Below are 18,745 nucleotides of genomic sequence, written 5' to 3' on the forward strand. Positions count from 1 at the left end.
GCGCGGAAGTCGTCCGAAATAACTCGTTGCTCTGCCTGGTGCTCAGATGCGCCAGGCATCCATTACAAAAATAACCATATGGAGCCTCCTGAACCGAGGAGGGAACCGAATGAGCCCTATCGAAATAACCCTGTTCCTGCTGCTTTTCGCAACCGTCATGTTTGTCTGGGAGCGGATTCCCCTGGCGCTAACCGCCATCATTGTTTGCTTGGCGCTAGTGTTGACCGGCGTGCTTGACGCGAAATCAGCGTTCAACGGCTTCATTAACACTAACGTGATTCTCTTCGTCGGCATGTTTATCGTCGGCGGCGCTTTGTTCGAAACAGGAATGGCGAACCGTATCGGAGGCTTGGTTACACGTTTTGCCAAGACCGAGCGGCAGCTGATCGTTGCGATCATGGTCATTGTCGGCTTGCTCTCAGGAGTCCTCTCCAATACTGGCACTGCAGCCATCCTGATCCCGGTGGTTATCGGCATCGCGGCAAAGTCTGGATTTTCGCGCTCGCGGCTGCTGATGCCCCTGGTGTTCGCTGCTGCGATGGGTGGCAACCTGTCGCTGATCGGCGCACCAGGAAACCTGATTGCACAGAGCGCCTTGCAGAATGTCGGTCTGGAGTTCAGTTTCTTTGAGTACGCCAAGGTTGGTTTGCCGCTCCTAGCCGGCGGCATTATCTACTTCGCCTTCTTTGGTTATCGTCTGCTGCCGGCTGGTTCATCAAAAGCAGTCGCCGGCGAAAATGAGGTCAGTCATGATTTCAGCTCGGTACCGAAGTGGAAGCAAATCACCTCGCTGGTTGTGATGATCGCAGCAATACTCGGCATGGTGTTCGAGAGCGCTATAGGCGTACCGCTGCATATTACCGCCTGCGGCGGCGCGGCGTTTCTGGTACTGGTAGGCGTGTTGACCGAAAAGCAGGCCTACCGGGCCATCGACACGCAGACGATCTTCATCTTCGGCGGCACCCTGGCTTTGGCCAGCGCTCTTGAGCAGACCGGGGCTGGTGCGGCAGTAGCCTCGACTATTATGAACCTGCTCGGCACAGAGCCGTCGCCAGTTCTTTTGCTGGTCGTGATCTTCTTCATTTCCTGCGCACTCACCAATTTCATGTCCAACACGGCCACCACTGCGCTGCTTGTGCCGATCGGTATGTCGATCGCGGCCAATCTAGGCGCTGACCCGCGCGCTGTGCTAATGGCCATCGTAATCGGCGGTTCGTGCGCCTACGCCACGCCGATCGGCATGCCGGCCAATCTCATGGTTCTGTCGGCTGGGGGTTATAAGTTCGCCGATTACGTGAAGTGTGGTCTGCCACTGATCTTGGTGGCTGGTGCTATCGCGATTCCTTTGTTGCTGCTGTTCTTTCCGTTCTTCCCTTCGTAAGCCGCGTTTCGCCGCGCTGTATCGACCAAGCGACGCTTGGGAGCTTTAGGCAGCAAGGATGCTTGCTGATCGGAGATTGTTATGAAAATCGTCGTTGCCCCTGACTCCTTCAAAGATAGCCTGAGTGCAGCAGAGGTCGCTGATGCAATTCAGGCAGGCTTGGAGGAGGTATTTCCCGAGGCACAGCTGGTCAAGTGCCCAATGGCCGATGGCGGCGAAGGTACCCTAGATGCCATTCTCGCTTCGGTCGACGGCGAGCGGTGCAACAGTCTGGTAACCGGGCCTCTCGGCGACATCGTTGACGCGAGCTGGGCCTGGCTTCCGGAATCGCGCACCGCGATCATCGAAATGGCCGAGGCGAGCGGCCTGCAGCTAGTCCCCGTTGCACAGCGCAATGCCAGCTTGAGTTCCAGTCGCGGCACCGGAGAGCTAATTCTCGAAGCCCTGGATATTGGCGCGCGACGTATCGTACTTGCCTTGGGCGGTAGCGCCACCAACGATGCCGGCACCGGCATGCTGGAGGCTCTTGGTGCACGTTTTTTGGACTCAGACCAAGCACCGTTGCCGCCTGGCGGGCAAGCATTGGCAACACTGGACAGAATCGACGTCAGCAACTTGGATCCCCGCCTCGCGGAGGTGGTTTTTGAAGTGATGGTCGACGTTGATAACCCGCTCTGCGGCCCCAGCGGAGCTTCGCAGACCTACGGACTACAGAAAGGTGCAACTCACAATGAGTTAGCGGTACTGGACGCCGCCCTTGCTCACTTTGCTGACTGTTGCCAAGCGCTACTCGGTAAGGATCAACGTGACTATCCGGGCTGCGGCGCAGCAGGTGGTCTCGGTTTCGCGGCGCGCACGTTTCTTCAGGCTGAGTTTCGTCCCGGTATCGAGATGGTGGCAGATCTGGTTCAACTCGCACGGCATATTGAGGATGCGGATTTAGTTATCACTGGAGAGGGGTGCTGTGACGCTCAGTCCCTGCGTGGCAAGACGCCTTTTGGAGTGGCGCGGATTGCTCGCCAATATCATGTTCCGGTATTCGTGCTCGCTGGCACGTTGGGGGAAGGATATGCCGATCTCTACTCGCATGGAATTGACGCCGCTTTTTCACTGGCCTCTGGCCCCATGACGCTTGATGATGCCTGTCAGCAAGCCCCAGTGCTTTTGCGTGCCTTAGCGAGGGATATTGGCAGGGTGTTCCGGTTATCCAGAGAACTACAGTCCCAATAGCCCGTACCTTTACATCCTTGTATATGTAGTTGCTCAGAGACCGCCTTTAGATACATTAACACCAAGCCGCAAACGGCCAGGTGCGGACGATAGTGAGAGGCTTCTATCGGCCAATTGCTGCCGGTCGCCAAGGGCAGCTTCCGGCTTCGTTACCAGTGACGAAACATGGTTTAAGGCGGCCCTTAAGGCCGCTTTTGTCATTTCTGGATCAACGATTCTGGAGCGCCCCCAGCCCCGCCGATACCTGGCAGGCATCAGCTCAACGCTGCAGAGGGGCGATGACGGTTTCCCACAGCAGCTCCGCGGCACCTTCCTGGGATAGCTTCTGATCGTGTCCTCTACGGAAAGTCATTCCCAAGCTCGTCAGATAGAGCGATTGGTCATCTGCCTGTACCGTGAGCATCTCGTTGTACGAGCTACCGCTGAACGAGGCGCCCTGGCTGTAGTAGATCCCCGCCCCCATTTGGCCTCCAACAAAGACCGACGCCCTGGCAACGTCTTGACCGTTCTTGTAGATCATCGCTGAAAACCTATTGGCGTCGACCCGACGGAACATTCCCTCGAAACCAGGATTTCGTGCTTGGAGTTCTTTCAGCGAGTTTTCGAAATAGCGCGCGATGTACTCGAAGGTGTCGAGCTGGAACCGGTCTTTGTCCAACTGAGTGAAGGTCTTGGCGAGACGCAGGTTGCTTGATCGTGGGCCATTAGGCACTACCTGCTGGGGAGCAGTCAGGTCGACGCGATCTGTTTGCGGACTCACGCTGATGTGCTTGCTGTTTAACTTCTCAGCCGCCTTACGCACCTCTTTCGCCACCTGCAGAAACGCCTCATCCCTATCAGGCCACAACGTGACTGGCTTTCCGTCCTGAGGGGTGCCAAGCAGTTTGCCGAATGGCGCGTAGTGCCAATCGCATGCGCGCAGTATCACCGGGATGACGATCGCATCTCCAGCTTGGTGGCGTTCTATAGCCCGCTTCATCTCGATGTTGTAGCAATAGTCCGAAGCGATGAAGTCGGGGCTGACCAACAGCAGGATGATCTCATCGCTGTTGATGTGTTCGTCGATGGCAGCATCGATCTCCTGGCCAGCATTGATGCGTCGATCATGCCAAGTGTTGATGACCCCTTGCCGCCTGAGCATCGCAAGCTGCTTCTCAAGCTGATCTCGCAGCGCCTCGTCAGCGTGACAGTATGAGAAAAAGACATTTGGCAAGATGAGTACTCCGCAGTGATAGGGTATTGCCCGATCTTACGACCTGCGTTGCGCTAAGTACAAAGCCTCATGAAATGCCTAGCAGCTGGGAACTAAAATCCAGGTCGGCGAAGCCAAGCCCTCGCCGCCTCACACGATCAAAAAGGAAAGCGGTATGGAGATCGTCACCCTCGTTGAAATCAGCTTGAACCGTATCGGAACAGCTCAGGGGGCTGGTGGCGCCTTTAGCGCCAGTAAGTCGTGCGTAGTGTTCGCTGAAGCTGAAGATGCGGAAATAGAGACAGTACGCGACGTGGTTATCAAGGCAGCTCAGGAGAACGGAGAGATCGGTGCGCTTGATGGACTCAAGCACGAGCCCCGTTATGGAGCAGGAACTATCCTTTTCAACATTCAGGAGGGAAACGTTTATTACAACCAGGTTTATGCTGAGTGCGTGGTGTTTCCAGCGCTCAAATCAGGAGGCCGCTACTTTCGTCTGCAGGAAGTCAAAACAACGTCTCGCTATAGGTGACGCATGAATCGCCCCTAGTTTAGGCACGACTACTATCGAGGTGTTCATAAATGCAAAACGGCGAAAAATGGGCCATCAGAAGATCCGATGGTGAGCTGCTTCAGAGCTTCGTGATTGATCCAGCTCAGATCAGCGTCGGGTGGTTTCGTCCCAACGCTCCGGGTAAGACGCGGGAAGGTCAAAAGGGACCGCTCACCTTCCAACAGATATCGAAAGCTCAGTCGTTGATGGCCGCGTTATTCGCTTTGCTTCCTAAAGAATTTTCGGATGCAGAGGTGGCTAGCTTCGAGGTGCCTGCAGCAGAGATAACGGAGTAAATCAAACCTGGTGTGTTCGGTTTTGACTCTAAAGATTGGCGAACCTCCGGACGGTGTTGCCGGCGATCATAGATCGGCGATGTACTAATGTTGGCGTGCCCGATCGTCGCTGAACCTTGGCTTTTACAGCCTCGTGCTCAAGAGCTTTTGTCGCTGCTATGGCCTGTAGACCGGCACGCCGAGCCCCGCCAGTTCGATGCAGGCTACTCTGGGATAGCCATTCATTAGCCGTACCTGGCCGGGGTCCGCGCAATGTGATGAAGGCATATAGCCATCAAAATCTCATCCTGTACAATCACTGTTTGTATATACAGACGTTGCAAACAGCAGATGAGGAATAGGCATGCCATCATCCAACGCCATCGTTGAGCTTAGAACGCTCGCCGATATCAACGCTTTATACGTCATTGACCAGGACTGCACTCTAACCAAAGAGCTATATGAGCGGCCCTTACGGCCTTACCGACTCATACGCTTGGAGGCGAGTTGTCAGTACCTAAAAAAAGGTAAACGCTGCTCACAACTTCATCAGCGTGGGTACATCGTGGAGCGCAAAGACGGATCGAAGCTGCTGATAGGCAACTGCTGTGCCTTGAAGCATCTGGGCCTCGATGACGACAAAATTCAAGGTGAGCTCAAGCAGCTTTCTGCAAATGAGATACAGAATATCCGACGCCACCGAGTGGATGTGTTGCTCTCTGGACGAGAGAGTCTTATCACTCGCGTCAGAGAGGCCGGAATTGGATATAGGCGCCTGCTGGAGCAGGTGGAAGATATCCGCTCTGAGTTCCCACCAACAATATTCGGAATTCTGATAGACCGATGGAAGCGCGGTTCCCAAGACGTATGTTGGGAATACCAGCAAATAAAGATTGGCGAGAAACCCAACGGGGAAAAGTACGAGGAAAAACACTGGTACCCGCATTCGTATGGACAGCTAAAGGGGCTTGGTTCATGGCTGCAGCTGGCTGAGCAACATTATCCTGAGCGGCTACTGGTGATACGGAAGGATCTTGAGGCAATTCCGACCAAGTCGCGCCTTACGAACGCAGAGATCGAGCAGGCGGAGGCTGCGCTTAACCAGATGAGCACTCTCTCGCTCATAGAACGAGAACTGAAGTCGCTGGAAAGACAAGTTTCAGACTTTTTGAAACCATCCAATTTGACTCTGACTATCCAACTCACAAGTAATCAGAGCATTCGGTCAGCAACCGTGACAGCGGTACACAAGCTATCAGGGGAACACAGCCAGATGTCACCTGCAAGGTTCATTGCGGACGTCGATTTGGCGCTTAAACGGCAATACTCGGCCGGAAGTATCCGTATCGCACCATAAGGCTGTCATGGCATGTGGTCGCAGGCACACCCAGGTCATTTCTTGTGGTAAGCGTAGGGTGTGCTTGCGGTTGGATTGTTCGCTCAGGTCGCTTTTGAGCGATCACTCACTGCGCAGTGCTTGGGCTAGGTGCCTATGACCAAGCGTATCGTGATCATCGCTGTCGATCTGGCGGTCGAGTACAGCAGGCATCGACCTTTGCGAGTAAGCCATTCGCCGATTTACTTGGAATTGATGGCTGGCATTACACCATTTGGTACGAGCGTACCGGAGGATCGAGAGCGGAAACACTCTGGCGGCACAACTACCTGCGACGTAGCGTGTCTGTGGTACGCAACTCAGTGCTGGCCTCGACCGGCAGCTTCTGGCCGGAAGCTGCCGTAGGCGGCTGGTTGTTATCGGGTCAGAAGCGAATGTTGGCCGGGCTGTACAACTATTAACGGATGTGAAAAGCAGGTTCGCAGCTAAAACTTCTCCATGGCTTTGCTGACCGCTTCGATGCAACCAGCACCGTTACGGTATCGCTCGTGCTCAGCGAGGCTGTAAAGCTGAACAGACGCTATTCATTCACGACACTTACTTGCCTTGCACGGACCCCAGCGAGCCTGCTCGATCCGCCGTGATATAGCCCGCCAGCAGCGCGATGGCTTTCGTGGCGCTAGAATCGAGGCTCCCTCATTCCAGGAGCCAAACCATGTCCGAACTGCCTTCCATCGCCTTTGCTGGCATTGGCCTGATGGGCCTGCGTATGTGTCGCCGGCTGATTGCCGCTGGCTATCCGCTGACGGTATGGAACCGCTCCCCAGAAAAATGCGCGCCGCTCGTTGAGGCCGGTGCGCGGCAGGTGAATAGCCCTGCCGAGCTTTGCGCTGCAGCCGATATCGTCCTGCTGTGCCTGGCTGATACTGCGGTGGTGCGTGAAGTGGTGTTCGGCAGCGACGGCATTGTCGAGGGCGCGCGGGCAGGGCAGGTGCTGGTGGATCATTCCAGTCTGGAGCCTGCCGCCACCCGGGCCATGGCCGCCGAGCTCGAGTCGCGCAGCGGCATGCATTGGGTCGATGCGCCTGTTTCCGGTGGTACTGCGGGGGCCGAGGCGGGCAGCCTGGCGATCATGGCCGGCGGGCGCGGCGAAGACGTCGAGCGGGTGCGGCCGATCCTGATGCAGCTGGGCCAGCGTCTGACGCACATGGGTGAGATCGGCGCGGGCCAGGTGACCAAAGCCTGCAATCAGATGATCGTGGCTTGCAATGCGCTGGTGATTGCTGAAGTCGTGGCGTTGGCCGAGCGTTCCGGCGTTGATGCCAGCCTGATCGCGCCGGCGCTGGCCGGTGGTTTTGCTGACTCCAAGCCGCTGCAGATTCTCGCGCCACAGATGGCTGCCAGCGAATTCGAGCCGGTTAAGTGGCACGTTCGTACTTTGCTCAAAGATCTCGATACCGCCGTGCAGCTGTCCCGCAAGGAAGGCAGTGCCACGCCGATGACCGGGCTCGCCGCGCAGCTGATGCGTCTGCATGGCAGTCAAGGGCATCTCGAGCAGGACCCAGCCACTTTGGTGCAGATGTACCGGGAGCAAGACCAATGAAGATTGCCGCCAACCTATCCATGCTGTTCAACGAGCTGCCGCTGGCCGAGCGCATCATGGCGGCGCGAGTTGCCGGTTTCGATGGCGTGGAAATTCAGTTTCCCTATGAGCTTCCGGCGATCCGTCTCAAGGAGTTGCTCGAGCGCGCCGGTTTGCCGCTGGTGCTGATCAACCTGCCAGCGGGCGATTTCACACAGGGTGGCCCCGGCCTGGCGGCAGTACCGGCGCGCCAGGCCGAGTTCGGCGCCGCGCTGCAGGAAGCGCTGACCTACGCGGCCATGACCCGACCGATGTGCATCAACGTGCTGCCGGGTCGGCTGGCTGAAGGCGTCGATCGCGACCAGGCGCTGGAAACCTTGGCGAACAATTTGCGCCGGAGCGCCGAGGCCTTTGCGTTGCTCGGTATTCGGGTCGTGTGCGAGGCGATCAATCCGCTGGATATGCCTGGGTTTCTGATCAACACCCCCGAGCATCTACAGGCCTTGCTGGAGCGCGTCGACCACCCCAACTGCCAGGCGCAGCTGGACCTGTATCACATGGCGCGGCAGCAACTGGATATTGTCGCCGGCATTCATCTTTTGGGGTCGCGCATCGGACACGTGCAATTCGCCGACTGCCCCGGTCGCGGCGCACCTGGTTCGGGAGCGGTGGAGTTCGAGCCTTTGATCTCGGCATTGCAGGCGGTGGGTTACGACGGCTGGCTGTCTGCCGAGTATCGGCCAGATGATCAGGGCACCGCAGCGAGCCTGGGCTGGCTGGCGGAGTGGCAGCATCGCTGAGTCGCCGCATTGCCCGGCATAAGCGGGGGTGATGGTGACAGACAGACGTGCATCAGGACTTTAGAGTCAGCGTCGAAAATCGGTCGGGGAAACGGCCGCGTATAACAATAAATCGAGAGCGACGTCATGCAGCCATCCACCCAAGCCGCGAACGCCTGGCGCGTCCTGTTTCTGCTGTTTCTGGCTAACCTGTTCAATTTTTTCGACCGCACCATTCCGGCGATCATCGCCGAGCCGATCCGCCTGGAGTGGAATCTCAACGATTTCCAGCTGGGCCTGATCGGCACCGCTTTCACCATCATCTACGCGATCGCCGGGGTGCCGCTGGGGCGGATGGCCGATACCGGCTCGCGTCGCAAGATCATGGGCTGGGGCCTGACCGCCTGGAGCGGGCTGACGGCAGTCAACGGCTTCGCCTGGAATTTCTGGAGCTTTCTACTGGTGCGCATGGGCATCGGTATCGGCGAGGCCAGCTATGCACCAGCGGCGAATTCGCTGATCGGCGATCTGTTCCCAGCGCACAAGCGCGCGCGGGCGATGGGCATCTTCATGCTCGGCCTGCCGCTGGGGCTGCTACTGGCATTTTTCACCATCGGCTCGATGGTCGAATACTTTGGCAGCTGGCGTGCACCGTTCTTCATCGCCGCGGTGCCTGGACTGGTGCTGGCACTGTTCATCTTCTTCGTCAGGGAGCCGCAGCGCGGCGCGGCGGAGACGGTCAAGGTTTCCCAGGAACGCGTCGAACAGCCGATCCGCAAGGTGCTGGCGATCCGAACCTTCTGGTGGCTGGTGCTGGCCGGGCTGGCGTTCAACTTCGCGACCTATGCCTGCAACGCCTTCATGGTGCCGCTGCTGATGCGCTACCACGGCGTGCCGCTGGTCGAGGCCTCGGTGGCCACCGGCGTGATCGTCGGGCTTACCGGTCTGATCGGGTTGACCTTCGGTGGCTGGGTTGCTGACAAGATCCATCAGCGTTTCGCCCGCGGCCGGCTGATTTTCGCCGCAGCGAGCATGGTCATCGCCACACTCGCCACCGGTTATGCGCTGTTGGCAGGACGCATCGAGGTCGGTGTGTTCGTCGCGGTGTTCAGCATCGGCTGGCTGTTCTCTTATAACTTCTATACCTGCGTCTACACGGCGATCCAGGACGTGGTCGAGCCGCGCCTTCGCGCTACCGCCATGGCGCTGTTCTTTGCTGGCCTGTACCTGCTCGGTGGCGGCATGGGGACCGTGGTGGTGGGGCTGCTGTCGGATCACTTTGCCGAGTCGGCGATGCTCGCGGCCGGTGCCGCCGAAATGACCGAGGCATTCCGTGCCGAGGGTCTGCACGGGGCGATGTATCTGATTCCGGCGTCCTTGCTGCTGACTATGGTCTTCCTGTTCCAAGCCTCGCGGACTTTTTGTCACGACTCGCAACGCATGACCAGTGGCATGAGCCAGTCCGCCAGCGACGCCGAGGCTGCACTGGCTTGAATCATCGAACGCCCGCTGCACGCCAGTCCGGCGCTGCAGCGGCGTTCGCTATCTCCGACTCAGCCAGGCGACGATTGGCCAGCATTTGCTGGCAGGGTCGCATAAACTGCGCGGCCGTTTTTGGCAGTCCAGACCGCACATGCACACTCCGTCTCCCGCCCGCGCTTGCGGCATCGACTTCGGTACCTCCAATTCCACCGTTGGCTGGTGGCGTCCCGCCAGCGAACCGCTGCTTGCCCTTGAGGATGATCAGCACACCCTGCCTTCAGTGGTGTTCTTCAATGTCGAGGAGCGCCGCCCGGTGTATGGCCGGCTGGCCCTGGCCGAGTATCTGGAAGGCTACGAGGGGCGGCTGATGCGCTCGCTCAAAAGCCTGCTGGGCTCCAAACTGCTGAAGAGCGAAACAACGGTGCTGGGCAGCGCCATGCCGTTCAAAGACATTCTCGGGCTGTTTCTCGGCACGTTGAAGCAGCGTGCGGAAGAACAGGCCTCGCGCTCGTTCGAGGAAGTGGTGTTGGGCCGCCCGGTGTTCTTCGTCGACGACGATCCGCAGGCGGACAAGGAAGCGGCCGACACCCTCGCTGCCGCAGCCAGGAAAATCGGCTTCAAGGACGTCTCGTTCCAGTACGAACCCATCGCTGCCGCCTTCGATTACGAATCGCGCATCGAGCGGGAAGAGCGCGTGCTGATCGTCGATATCGGCGGCGGCACATCCGACTTCTCGCTGGTGCGCCTGTCGCCGGAGCGACGCCGGATCGACGATCGCCAGGAAGACATTCTTGCCACTTCGGGCGTGCATATCGGCGGTACCGATTTCGACAAACAGCTCAGCCTGCAGGGCGTGATGCCGCTGTTCGGCTACGGTAGCCGGATGAAGAGTGATGCGCCGATGCCCACCAGCACGCACCTCAATCTCGCCACCTGGCACACGATCAATGCGGTCTATGCGCCGGCTTCGTTGCGCGCGTTGCAGAGCATGCGCTACGACATTGTCGATCCTACCGGAATCGACCGCTTGTTCAGCCTCATCGAGCAACGCGCCGGGCACTGGCTGGCGATGCAAGTGGAGCAGGGCAAGATCGAGTTGACTGAGCAGAACCAATATCTGATCGATTTCGCGCGTATCGAAACCGGGCTGCAAGCAAACCTGAGCCGCGAAGGATTCGAAACGGCCATCGAACCGTTGCTCGAACGCATCCGCGTTAACGTCGGTCAATTGCTGGTCAGTGCCGGGCTCAAGCACGAGGACATCGACACGGTGTTCTTCACGGGTGGTTCCAGCGCGATCCCGGCACTGCGCCAGCGTGTTGCAGCGCTGCTGCCGCAGGCGCGCCACGTCGAAGGCAACCGCTTCGGCAGCATCGGCAGCGGTTTGGCCATCGAGGCGAAGAAACGCTACGGCTGAAGCCGTTCAGAGCCTGCAAGATTGGTGGCGCGCTGGCAGTATTGTTGGGCGAGGCGGGACTTGCGTCGCTACGTCCTGCCACGAAAAGGCTCAGCCTGGAATCAGGCGGCCTGGCTGTTCACTTCATGAATCTTCAACATCTTTTCCAGCTCGGTGCGGATAAATGCGTCCTCGCAGCCCGGCAGGTATTCGCGCAGCTTGCGGATGACCCAGAATTGGCCTTTGTCGACGAAGGGCAGACGCTCGTCCAGTGACTCGATGGCCATGGCTTTGTCATAGAACGCGCCGGTTTCGCGGTTCGGCTCGATGCCCAGATGAGCGAGGCAGTTGAGCACCAGCTTGCAGCTGTCGATCTCGCCTTGGCGAATCTGTTCCAGCAACTGCCGCTGTGCCGGATCGCTGCATTCCTGCAGACTTTCCCCCGCAACCTTGGCACCGGCGCGCTCGGCGGTCAGCAGATCCTGCAGCAGCTTCGCTTCGCCCTCGGCTGTGTTGAGATAGTTCTGTTCGGCCATTCGCTAGATCTCCTGTTGCAGCGATTACAGCGCACGGGACGATACATGCGCTGTGTCCATCGGTGGGTGCTACAGCTTCTTCGCGGAAACGATTTTCACCGGCGTCAGTGGGACGTTCTGCATCATGCTGCGGTTGCCGGTCGGCACCTGGGCGATCTGGTCGACCACGTCCATGCCGTGCACCACTTTGCCGAACACCGCATAACCGAAGTCGCGGCCGCCATGGTCGAGAAAGTCATTGTCGCGGTGGTTGATGAAGAACTGGCTGGTAGCCGAATCGACATTTTGCGTGCGGGCCATAGCCAGCGTGCCGCGCACATTATGCAGACCGTTGTCGGCCTCGTTCTTGATCGGCTCCTGGGTCGGTTTTTGGTCGAGGTTTTCGCTGAAGCCGCCGCCCTGAACCATGAATCCCGGAATGACGCGGTGGAAGACGGTGTCGTCGTAGAAACCGCTTTCCACGTAGCTGAGGAAGTTTTTCACGCTGATCGGCGCTTTTTCCGCTTCCAGCTCGATTTCGATTTCGCCCATGCTGGTGTTCAGCAGCACATGTGGGTTTTCCGCTGCGAGCAGGTTGCCGGCCAGCAGCAATGAGCAGGCGGCAAGTACAAGTCGTTTCATGGTGTATTCCTGGTTTGGATGGAAGCTTGGTTCAGCCCGCCGATACAGGCTGCGTGGAAATACTGCGCTCGGTCGTTAAACGCGCCTCAGCCGTTGCTCGCTACGTTTTCACACGGTATGGATAGCAGACTACGGTAGCGCATCGTACGTTCTGATCAGGTCGATGAGAATCTGCGTCGCCGGGCCGAGCGGCTTGTTCGGGTTAGTGTAGAGATAGAACAACGGGCGGCGAATGCTCCCTTGGACTAATGGCAACGGCTTGAGCACACCTTCTGCCAGCTCGCGGCCGATCATGTGTCTTGGCAGCCAGGCGAAGCCGAGCCCGCTGCTGACGAAGCCGACCGAGGTGGCCAGACTGCCGACGGTCCAGCGTTGCTCGGCGCCCAGCCAGCCGGCGTCGCGCGGTTGGCGCTGGCCGGAGTCGCGCACCACGACCTGCATCTGATTCTGCAGATCCTGCACGCTGAGCTTGCGTTGCAGCTGATGCAACGGATGTTCGGCGTGGGCCACCGCGACGAACTCCACGGTACTCAGTTCCGCGCCCAGATAACCGGTGATATCCAAGCCACTGATGGCCAGATCGGCGGTGCCATCCTTGAGCACGTCCTCAACGCCGGAAAGTACCTCTTCACGCAAGCGCACCCGGCAGCCGCGGCTCTTGGGCATGAATTCGGTCAGCGCGCGAATCAGTTTGGCGTTGGGATAGGCCGCGTCCACCACCAGACGTACTTCGGCTTCCCAGCCCTGTTCCATGTGGTAGGCCAGGTCTTCCAGTTGGCCGGCCTGGGTCACCAATTGCCGTGAACGGCGCAACAGTACCTCGCCAGCATCGGTGAGTACTGCTTTGCGCCCATCGATGCGCAACAAGGGCACGCCCAACTGCTCCTGCATGCGCGCAACCGCATAGCTGACCGATGACTGCGAGCGATGCAGCATTTCTGCCGCCTGGGCAAAGCCGCCGTGATCGATTACCGCCTGCAGGGTTCGCCATTGATCAAGGGTCACGCGGGGCGCTTTCATTCCGTTGTTTTCCTGTTACGTCTGTCTGGTACGCTGGCATCCGCCTTTACGAGGAGCCCGCATAAAAATGAAAAGAATCTGCTTCGCTGCGCTCGCGTCGCTCGCCATCATCCCACTGAGCGCCCTGGCCGTCAGCTATCCGGTGGAACTGGAACAAGAGCTCAACGGCGCTGAAGTTCTGGCCACCACCGAAACCATCGATCGCGACATGGCCGGCCTGCTGCTGCAGAACTTCGGCGAACGCCCGGTTGAGTGTACTGCCGTGTTCCGCAACGGGCCGGAAGTACCCCGCACCCGTCGTACTACGCTGGCGTCCGGCGAGCGCAAGCCGCTGACCGCCAAGTTCAAGCGCGATGTGATCCGTCTGCGCGTCAAGCTGACCTGCGAGCCGGAGTAATTCGGTCACGACCGCATGTCGCCGCGAACTCGAGTCACTGCCGCTTAGCTGTGCCAGAGACACCTCAACCTCGCCGCCGACAGCCTGTTGCGCCGCATAAAGCCGCCTCGCGATAGGCTGGACGGGTTAATCTATGCGACGTTTTTTCGACTTACCTGAGGTGTCACCCTTGTTTGACCAATTCGCCCTGCACGAACGCCTGCTCAAGGCGGTCGCCGAACTCAAATTCGTCGAGCCGACGCCGGTGCAGGTGGCGGCCATTCCCCCCGCGCTGGAAGGGCGCGACCTACGGGTGACGGCGCAGACCGGCAGCGGCAAGACGGCGGCATTCGTGCTGCCGATGCTCAACCGACTGATCGGCGATGCGGTGGTGCGCACCGACGTGCGCGCGCTGATTCTGTTGCCGACTCGCGAGCTGGCGCAGCAAACCCTCAAGGAAGTCGAGCGTTTCTCGCAGTTCACTTTTATCAAGTCGGCGATGATCACCGGCGGTGAGGATTTCAAGGTCCAGGCGGCTATTCTGCGCAAGGTACCTGACATTCTCATCGGCACACCGGGACGGATGATCGAACACCTCAACGCTGGCACGCTGATTCTGAAGGATGTGGAAATTCTCATCCTCGACGAAGCCGACCGCATGCTCGACATGGGCTTCGCCGAGGATGTGCAGCGTCTGGTCGGCGAATGCGCCAAGCGTCAGCAGACCCTGCTGTTCTCCGCCACCAGCGGCGGTGCCGCATTGCGCGAAATGGCCGCCAGCGTGCTGCGTGACCCGCAGCATTTGCAGCTCAATCGCGTCAGCGAGCTAAACGAGGGGACCCGTCAGCAGATCATCACGGCCGAAAACACCGAGCATAAAGAAAAGCTGGTGCACTGGCTGTTGGCTAACGAGACGTACAAAAAAGCGGTGATCTTCACCAACACTCGGGTGCAGGCCGACCGCCTGTACGGGCGGCTGGTCGCGGAGGGCGTGAAGGCCTTCGTCCTGCACGGCGATAAGGACCAGAAGGACCGCAAGCTGGCCATCGACCGGGTCAAGGAAGGTGGCGTCAAAGTGCTGGTGGCCACCGATGTGGCGGCCCGAGGGCTGGATATCGAAGGCCTGGATCTGGTGATCAACTTCGACATGCCGCGTTCGGGAGACGAGTATGTACATCGCATCGGCCGCACCGGGCGCGCCGGTGCTGAGGGGCTGGCGATCTCGCTGATCTGCCACAACGATTGGAATCTGATGTCGAGCATCGAGCGCTATCTCAAGCAGCGTTTCGAGCATCGCGTGATCAAGGGCTTGAAGGGCAGTTACATGGGGCCGAAGAACCTCAAGGCCTCGGGCAAGGCGGCTGGCACCAAGAAGAAAAAGGAAGACAAGAAAAAAGCCGGCGACAAGAAGGCCAAGCCAACCTCAAAACCGACAGCCAAGCGACCAAAGAACGCCAAGCGCGAGGCGCCGCCATCACAGGTCGTCAGTCAGGACGGAATGGCACCGTTGCGCCGCAAGAAGCCCGCCGCGGAATAACCTTGCAAGCCGGGTAGCGCTGCTGTTGCCCGGCTCTCTAGAAACTTAACGCTTTTTCGCCGGTGCGATATCGGCTTCCTTTTCCGCCTCTTCCACGTGCTGCAGACGTTTGTCATAGGCTTGGCACTCATCACCGAGCTGCTCGGCCGTTTGCTTGACCTCCATATCGCGCAACTCCTCGTTAATTTCCTCGGCGCGCTTGGGATTGCTTTCGGTCAATTGACTGACCCGTTCGGCAAGCTGCTTCGCCTTCTCGTTGATCTGGTCGGTCGTGCATTCGGCGAGCGCCGGCTGGCTTGCCAGCAAGGCGGCAGCAAAGGGAATCATCAGGTATTTCATGGTGTGCTCCTTCTAACGGCTTGTTCGGTGGATCGTCGCCGGAGCGCTTTAGTTCAGCCTTTCCCGTTGCGCTGGATGATCGAACCATGCCGCTGCCGATAGGGTCCCTATAACAAGAGCCGCCGTCCCCAGGTGGTGTGAAAGCGCAGCGCGCGAAGGTTTCACACAGCCTGATCCTGAAGCGGTGCAACGGGAGAATGACATGACCTATAACTGGGATCTGATGCTGCGCCTGCTGCATGAAGTGCAAAAGCCTGGCAGCGAACACTTTACGCCGCGGCATTACGCCGATGAGCATGCTGTCGCCATGGAAGACGCCGGACTACCGATGCCGAATTTGGACTCGCTCAAGGCTGAAGCGCAGAACTATGAAAGCCTTCTTTTCGAAGGTGGCTTCATTGCCTCGCGTCCGGAAGAGCAGGGCGGCAATGGCGAGAATTTCGTTCTGACCGAGCGTGGCGTGCGCCTGCTGAACATGCTCGAAGGCGGAGGCGGCGACGCAACGTTCCGCCAGCGTCTGGATGAAAAGGGCGAGGCTGCGCTGGTGCCCGAGGTTTTCGATGGAGTGGCGACGGGCTAAGCTCGAAGGGAGCCGCCCCGCTGATGCGGGGCGTTGGTTCGAGAATTATTGCAGCGGACCGATAGTTCCACAGGATTTGTTCGTCGCATGCTTCTGCAGTATCGGCAGTTGTGGGCGCGGCTTGCCGCTCTTGACGTCCAGCGACAGCGCATAGTTGCCCCACCAAGGACCTGCCGCCCAGTAGGTGCTCGGGACGCAATGCTGGTTGAGGTATTTGAGCAGGTTGTCGGTCGCCACGATCGCTGAGGGTGAATAGTCTGGCGCGCCATGCTCGCCGATAAAGCCCCGTAATTTGTTCCTGCTTAGCCACTCGACGAAAGGCTTGGCACGAGTAACGCCGATCATTGGGTCGTAGACGGCTCTCCGGCTCGCATAGGTGCCCGAGTAGTCCTTGTCGAGGTACAGATGGGCTTCGTACACCAGGTTGTTTTTCGGGTCGCGCATCCAGGGGTCGGTCGCGAGCCGGGTGTTGTAAGACGGCCAGTGGAACGCACTCGACCAACGATCACCGGCGACGAATATCCAGCGTTTCTGATCGATATCTCGAATCGCCTGCGAGGCAGCGAGCGCCGCTGCGGGCCATTTGCCGTTGGTGGAGTGCGGCTCGTTCATCAGGCCGTAACCGTAAACTGCCGGATGGTTGGCGACCTTCTGTGCAATGCGACGCCAGCTATCGGCGAAGGCGCTGATCGGCACCTCCTTCGAGGCGATTAGCTTGCCGTAGTACCGGTAGTAGTTATGCATGTCCAGGATGACCTGCATGTTGTGCTTTTTCGCATGATCCAGTGTAGCCAGTAGCCGGCCGAGCTCGGCGGCGTTCAGTTCGCTAAAGAGTTTCGGCTGAATACGTTCCCAGCGAAACGGCAGGCGGACCAGTTTCAGATTGAGATTGGCGTAGCGCTTGAAGTCGGCTTCGCCCGGATAGATGTAATCGATCTGGTAGCGCCCGGGGAGACCTGCCTGGTCGCCGAACTCGGCACCGGCGAGATTAATACCAACCAGATGGATAGGATTAGCGGGGGCCGGCCCCTTGCCGGTAGAGGGAGTAGTAGTACCGCCCGCGCCGGGCCATGGCTGGCTGAAACCGTTGCTGCTGACCGCGATCGTTCTCGGATAGCCCACGGCTTTACCGTTGACTGGGCCGCCGTCGAGCATCACGGTCATGTTTCCGCCGGAGTGATAGATGAGCTTCACGGTGCGCACTTGACCATCATGAAATCTTATCTTGGCGCCTTTATGGAAGGCTGCCTTGTTGGCCGCGGTGGCCTTGACCGAAATGCCCGGTGATCGCGTGTAGATTCCATTGACGAAGTCGCCACCGTTGAATGAGTTCAACGCTGTGATCAAAGGCGCCGTTGTGTTCGATGGCGGGGTGGGCTCGGGGCTGGTTGGCACGGGTGCAGGCGCCGGAGCACTTGGTGACGATGGAGTGGTTGCGGATGACAGTTTGTTGGGGTGACCGAGCTTGCCACTCAGCTTGCCGCCCGAAAGCATCACGCTCATGTTCTTGCCGGAGATATACACCGCAGTGATGCGGCGTATTTGCCCGTCAGCCAACTTCACCGACGCGCCGGGCTTGAATGCCGAGCGGTTGGCAGCGGTTGCTTGAATCGAGAATCCAGCCGACTTTCTCCACACACCGTTCAGCCAATCACCGTTGGTGTAGTTGTTGATGGCGCTGCTGTGAGCCGAGCTGTTTGGGGTCGTAGCAGGCTGCGGTTTGGCTGGTGCGGCCACAGAGCCCAGCGCTGCCACGGTTTTTGGATAACCGGTGGCCGAGGCGTTAAGCGTCGAGCCCGAAAGCATGACGCTCATGTGCGCGCCCGAAAAATAGACAACCTTGACGGTACGCACCTGGCCGTCCGCCAGTCTCACCTGCGCGCCTTTCTTGAAGGCCGCCTTGCTGGCAGCGGTCGCGGGAATGGAAAAACCAGCCGACTCGCGCCAGGTGCCCTTGTTCCATTCGCGGCTGGTGAAGTTGTTGACCTGTGCTGTGGTGACGGTTCGTACGGTGCTGGAAGTCGAGGTGGACGTGGCTGCGCTTGCATCCTGAACCACCGTCGTGAGCCCGATCATTGCGGTGAGCATGGCTGCGCCTAGTATTAACCGTGGTGCACCCGAAATTGCTTTGAGGGACATTGATATCTCCGGAACTTAATACGACAAAAGGCCGCAAGAGCCTTTTAAAAAGTGCGGAAGCATTCATAGGGTGATGCAACGAACGAAGCACTGACCAAGACGCCACCAACTGCACGCCACAGAGCACAAGGCGACGGGGCCGGCGAGCTCGTTCTGCGTGGATAGGCTTTATATAGGTTGGTCTTTAATAAATAAAATTCTTTTGGCGCCGGAAATTCGGCGTCGATCTTGTTTTTTATTATTTGATTCTATATTGCTAGTATGCGATGGCATGATGATAGTGTTTGATAGTTATTGCTAACTTATTGAATAATAAAGAAATTGTTAAGTTTTAATTGGAAAATAGAATGAGTGGCGCGCAGCTGCCGTTTCGTTTGTTGTTCACTAATGA

Annotated in this window: 18 protein-coding genes and 1 pseudogene; 12 read left to right on the plus strand and 7 right to left on the minus strand. The window is 58.6% G+C overall.

The annotated features are described in order from the left end of the window. Positions 1–46: 46 nt before the first annotated feature. Positions 47–1,381 (plus strand): SLC13 family permease, encoded by a 1,335-nt coding sequence (locus tag D7241_RS01920; RefSeq protein WP_408100082.1) that lies wholly within the window; start codon positions 47–49, stop codon positions 1,379–1,381. A gap of 81 nt (positions 1,382–1,462) precedes the next feature. Then, positions 1,463–2,611 (plus strand): glycerate kinase, encoded by a 1,149-nt coding sequence (locus tag D7241_RS01925; RefSeq protein ID WP_408100083.1) that lies wholly within the window; start codon positions 1,463–1,465, stop codon positions 2,609–2,611. A gap of 259 nt (positions 2,612–2,870) precedes the next feature. Here D7241_RS01925 and D7241_RS01930 read toward each other — a convergent pair whose 3' ends face one another. Continuing rightward, entirely contained in the window at positions 2,871–3,824 is a 954-nt protein-coding gene (locus D7241_RS01930) for a toll/interleukin-1 receptor domain-containing protein (RefSeq protein WP_408100084.1), read from the minus strand. Positions 3,825–3,978: 154 nt separating this feature from the next. Here D7241_RS01930 and D7241_RS01935 point away from each other — a divergent pair, with 154 nt between their 5' ends. Together D7241_RS01935 and D7241_RS01940 are read left to right on the plus strand one after the other, a co-directional pair. Further along, positions 3,979–4,335: a hypothetical protein gene (locus D7241_RS01935; protein ID WP_408100085.1), complete on the plus strand. Its 357-nt coding sequence runs from the start codon at positions 3,979–3,981 to the stop codon at positions 4,333–4,335. Positions 4,336–4,385: 50 nt separating this feature from the next. Next, positions 4,386–4,652, plus strand: coding sequence for a hypothetical protein (locus tag D7241_RS01940; RefSeq protein ID WP_408101216.1), 267 nt, complete (start codon positions 4,386–4,388; stop codon positions 4,650–4,652). A 21-nt stretch (positions 4,653–4,673) separates the two neighbouring features. Here D7241_RS01940 and D7241_RS01945 read toward each other — a convergent pair. Beyond that, a pseudogene (locus tag D7241_RS01945) lies at positions 4,674–4,859 on the minus strand (integrase); the annotation flags it as partial. Positions 4,860–4,995: 136 nt separating this feature from the next. Between D7241_RS01945 and D7241_RS01950 the strand changes: the two are divergent. From D7241_RS01950 to D7241_RS01970, 5 genes are all read left to right on the plus strand, one after another. Then, positions 4,996–5,988: a hypothetical protein gene (locus D7241_RS01950; RefSeq protein ID WP_408100086.1), complete on the plus strand. Its 993-nt coding sequence runs from the start codon at positions 4,996–4,998 to the stop codon at positions 5,986–5,988. Between the two features lie 694 nt (positions 5,989–6,682). Then, complete coding sequence (locus D7241_RS01955; protein ID WP_408100087.1) at positions 6,683–7,570, plus strand: NAD(P)-dependent oxidoreductase; 888 nt, start codon at positions 6,683–6,685, stop codon at positions 7,568–7,570. After that, entirely contained in the window at positions 7,567–8,349 is a 783-nt protein-coding gene (locus tag D7241_RS01960; protein WP_408100088.1) for a hydroxypyruvate isomerase family protein, read from the plus strand. The genes D7241_RS01955 and D7241_RS01960 overlap by 4 nt, the downstream gene beginning before the upstream one ends. 126 nt (positions 8,350–8,475) lie before the next feature. After that, positions 8,476–9,822, plus strand: coding sequence for a spinster family MFS transporter (locus D7241_RS01965; protein ID WP_408100089.1), 1,347 nt, complete (start codon positions 8,476–8,478; stop codon positions 9,820–9,822). A gap of 139 nt (positions 9,823–9,961) precedes the next feature. Further along, entirely contained in the window at positions 9,962–11,227 is a 1,266-nt protein-coding gene (locus tag D7241_RS01970; RefSeq protein WP_408100090.1) for an Hsp70 family protein, read from the plus strand. Between the two features lie 101 nt (positions 11,228–11,328). On the opposite strand, the gene D7241_RS01975 is transcribed toward D7241_RS01970, so the two are convergent. From D7241_RS01975 to D7241_RS01985, 3 genes are all read right to left on the minus strand, one after another. Next, entirely contained in the window at positions 11,329–11,742 is a 414-nt protein-coding gene (locus D7241_RS01975) for a DUF6306 domain-containing protein (RefSeq protein WP_408100091.1), read from the minus strand. Between the two features lie 69 nt (positions 11,743–11,811). Continuing rightward, positions 11,812–12,363, minus strand: coding sequence for a peptidylprolyl isomerase (locus D7241_RS01980; protein ID WP_408100092.1), 552 nt, complete (start codon positions 12,361–12,363; stop codon positions 11,812–11,814). A 129-nt stretch (positions 12,364–12,492) separates the two neighbouring features. Next, on the minus strand, positions 12,493–13,383 hold the full coding sequence (locus D7241_RS01985) for a LysR family transcriptional regulator (protein WP_408100093.1): 891 nt from the start codon (positions 13,381–13,383) through the stop codon (positions 12,493–12,495). Between the two features lie 67 nt (positions 13,384–13,450). Between D7241_RS01985 and D7241_RS01990 the strand changes: the two genes are divergently transcribed. Together D7241_RS01990 and D7241_RS01995 are read left to right on the plus strand one after the other, a co-directional pair. Continuing rightward, positions 13,451–13,780 (plus strand): 3-phosphoglycerate kinase, encoded by a 330-nt coding sequence (locus D7241_RS01990; protein ID WP_408100094.1) that lies wholly within the window; start codon positions 13,451–13,453, stop codon positions 13,778–13,780. Positions 13,781–13,949: 169 nt separating this feature from the next. Continuing rightward, positions 13,950–15,296, plus strand: a complete 1,347-nt coding sequence (locus D7241_RS01995) for a DEAD/DEAH box helicase (protein ID WP_408100095.1) — start codon at positions 13,950–13,952, stop codon at positions 15,294–15,296. A gap of 45 nt (positions 15,297–15,341) precedes the next feature. On the opposite strand, the gene D7241_RS02000 is transcribed toward D7241_RS01995, so the two are convergent. Further along, positions 15,342–15,635, minus strand: coding sequence for a hypothetical protein (locus D7241_RS02000; protein ID WP_408100096.1), 294 nt, complete (start codon positions 15,633–15,635; stop codon positions 15,342–15,344). A 202-nt stretch (positions 15,636–15,837) separates the two neighbouring features. Here D7241_RS02000 and D7241_RS02005 point away from each other — a divergent pair, with 202 nt between their 5' ends. Next, entirely contained in the window at positions 15,838–16,215 is a 378-nt protein-coding gene (locus D7241_RS02005) for a transcriptional regulator (RefSeq protein WP_408100097.1), read from the plus strand. A gap of 45 nt (positions 16,216–16,260) precedes the next feature. Here D7241_RS02005 and D7241_RS02010 read toward each other — a convergent pair whose 3' ends face one another. Continuing rightward, positions 16,261–18,354, minus strand: coding sequence for a glycoside hydrolase family 5 protein (locus tag D7241_RS02010; RefSeq protein WP_408100098.1), 2,094 nt, complete (start codon positions 18,352–18,354; stop codon positions 16,261–16,263). Positions 18,355–18,745 lie beyond the last annotated feature (391 nt).

Source organism: Stutzerimonas sp. VN223-3, from assembly GCF_045999685.1.
GTDB classification, from domain to species: Bacteria; Pseudomonadota; Gammaproteobacteria; order Pseudomonadales; family Pseudomonadaceae; genus Stutzerimonas; species Stutzerimonas stutzeri_AR.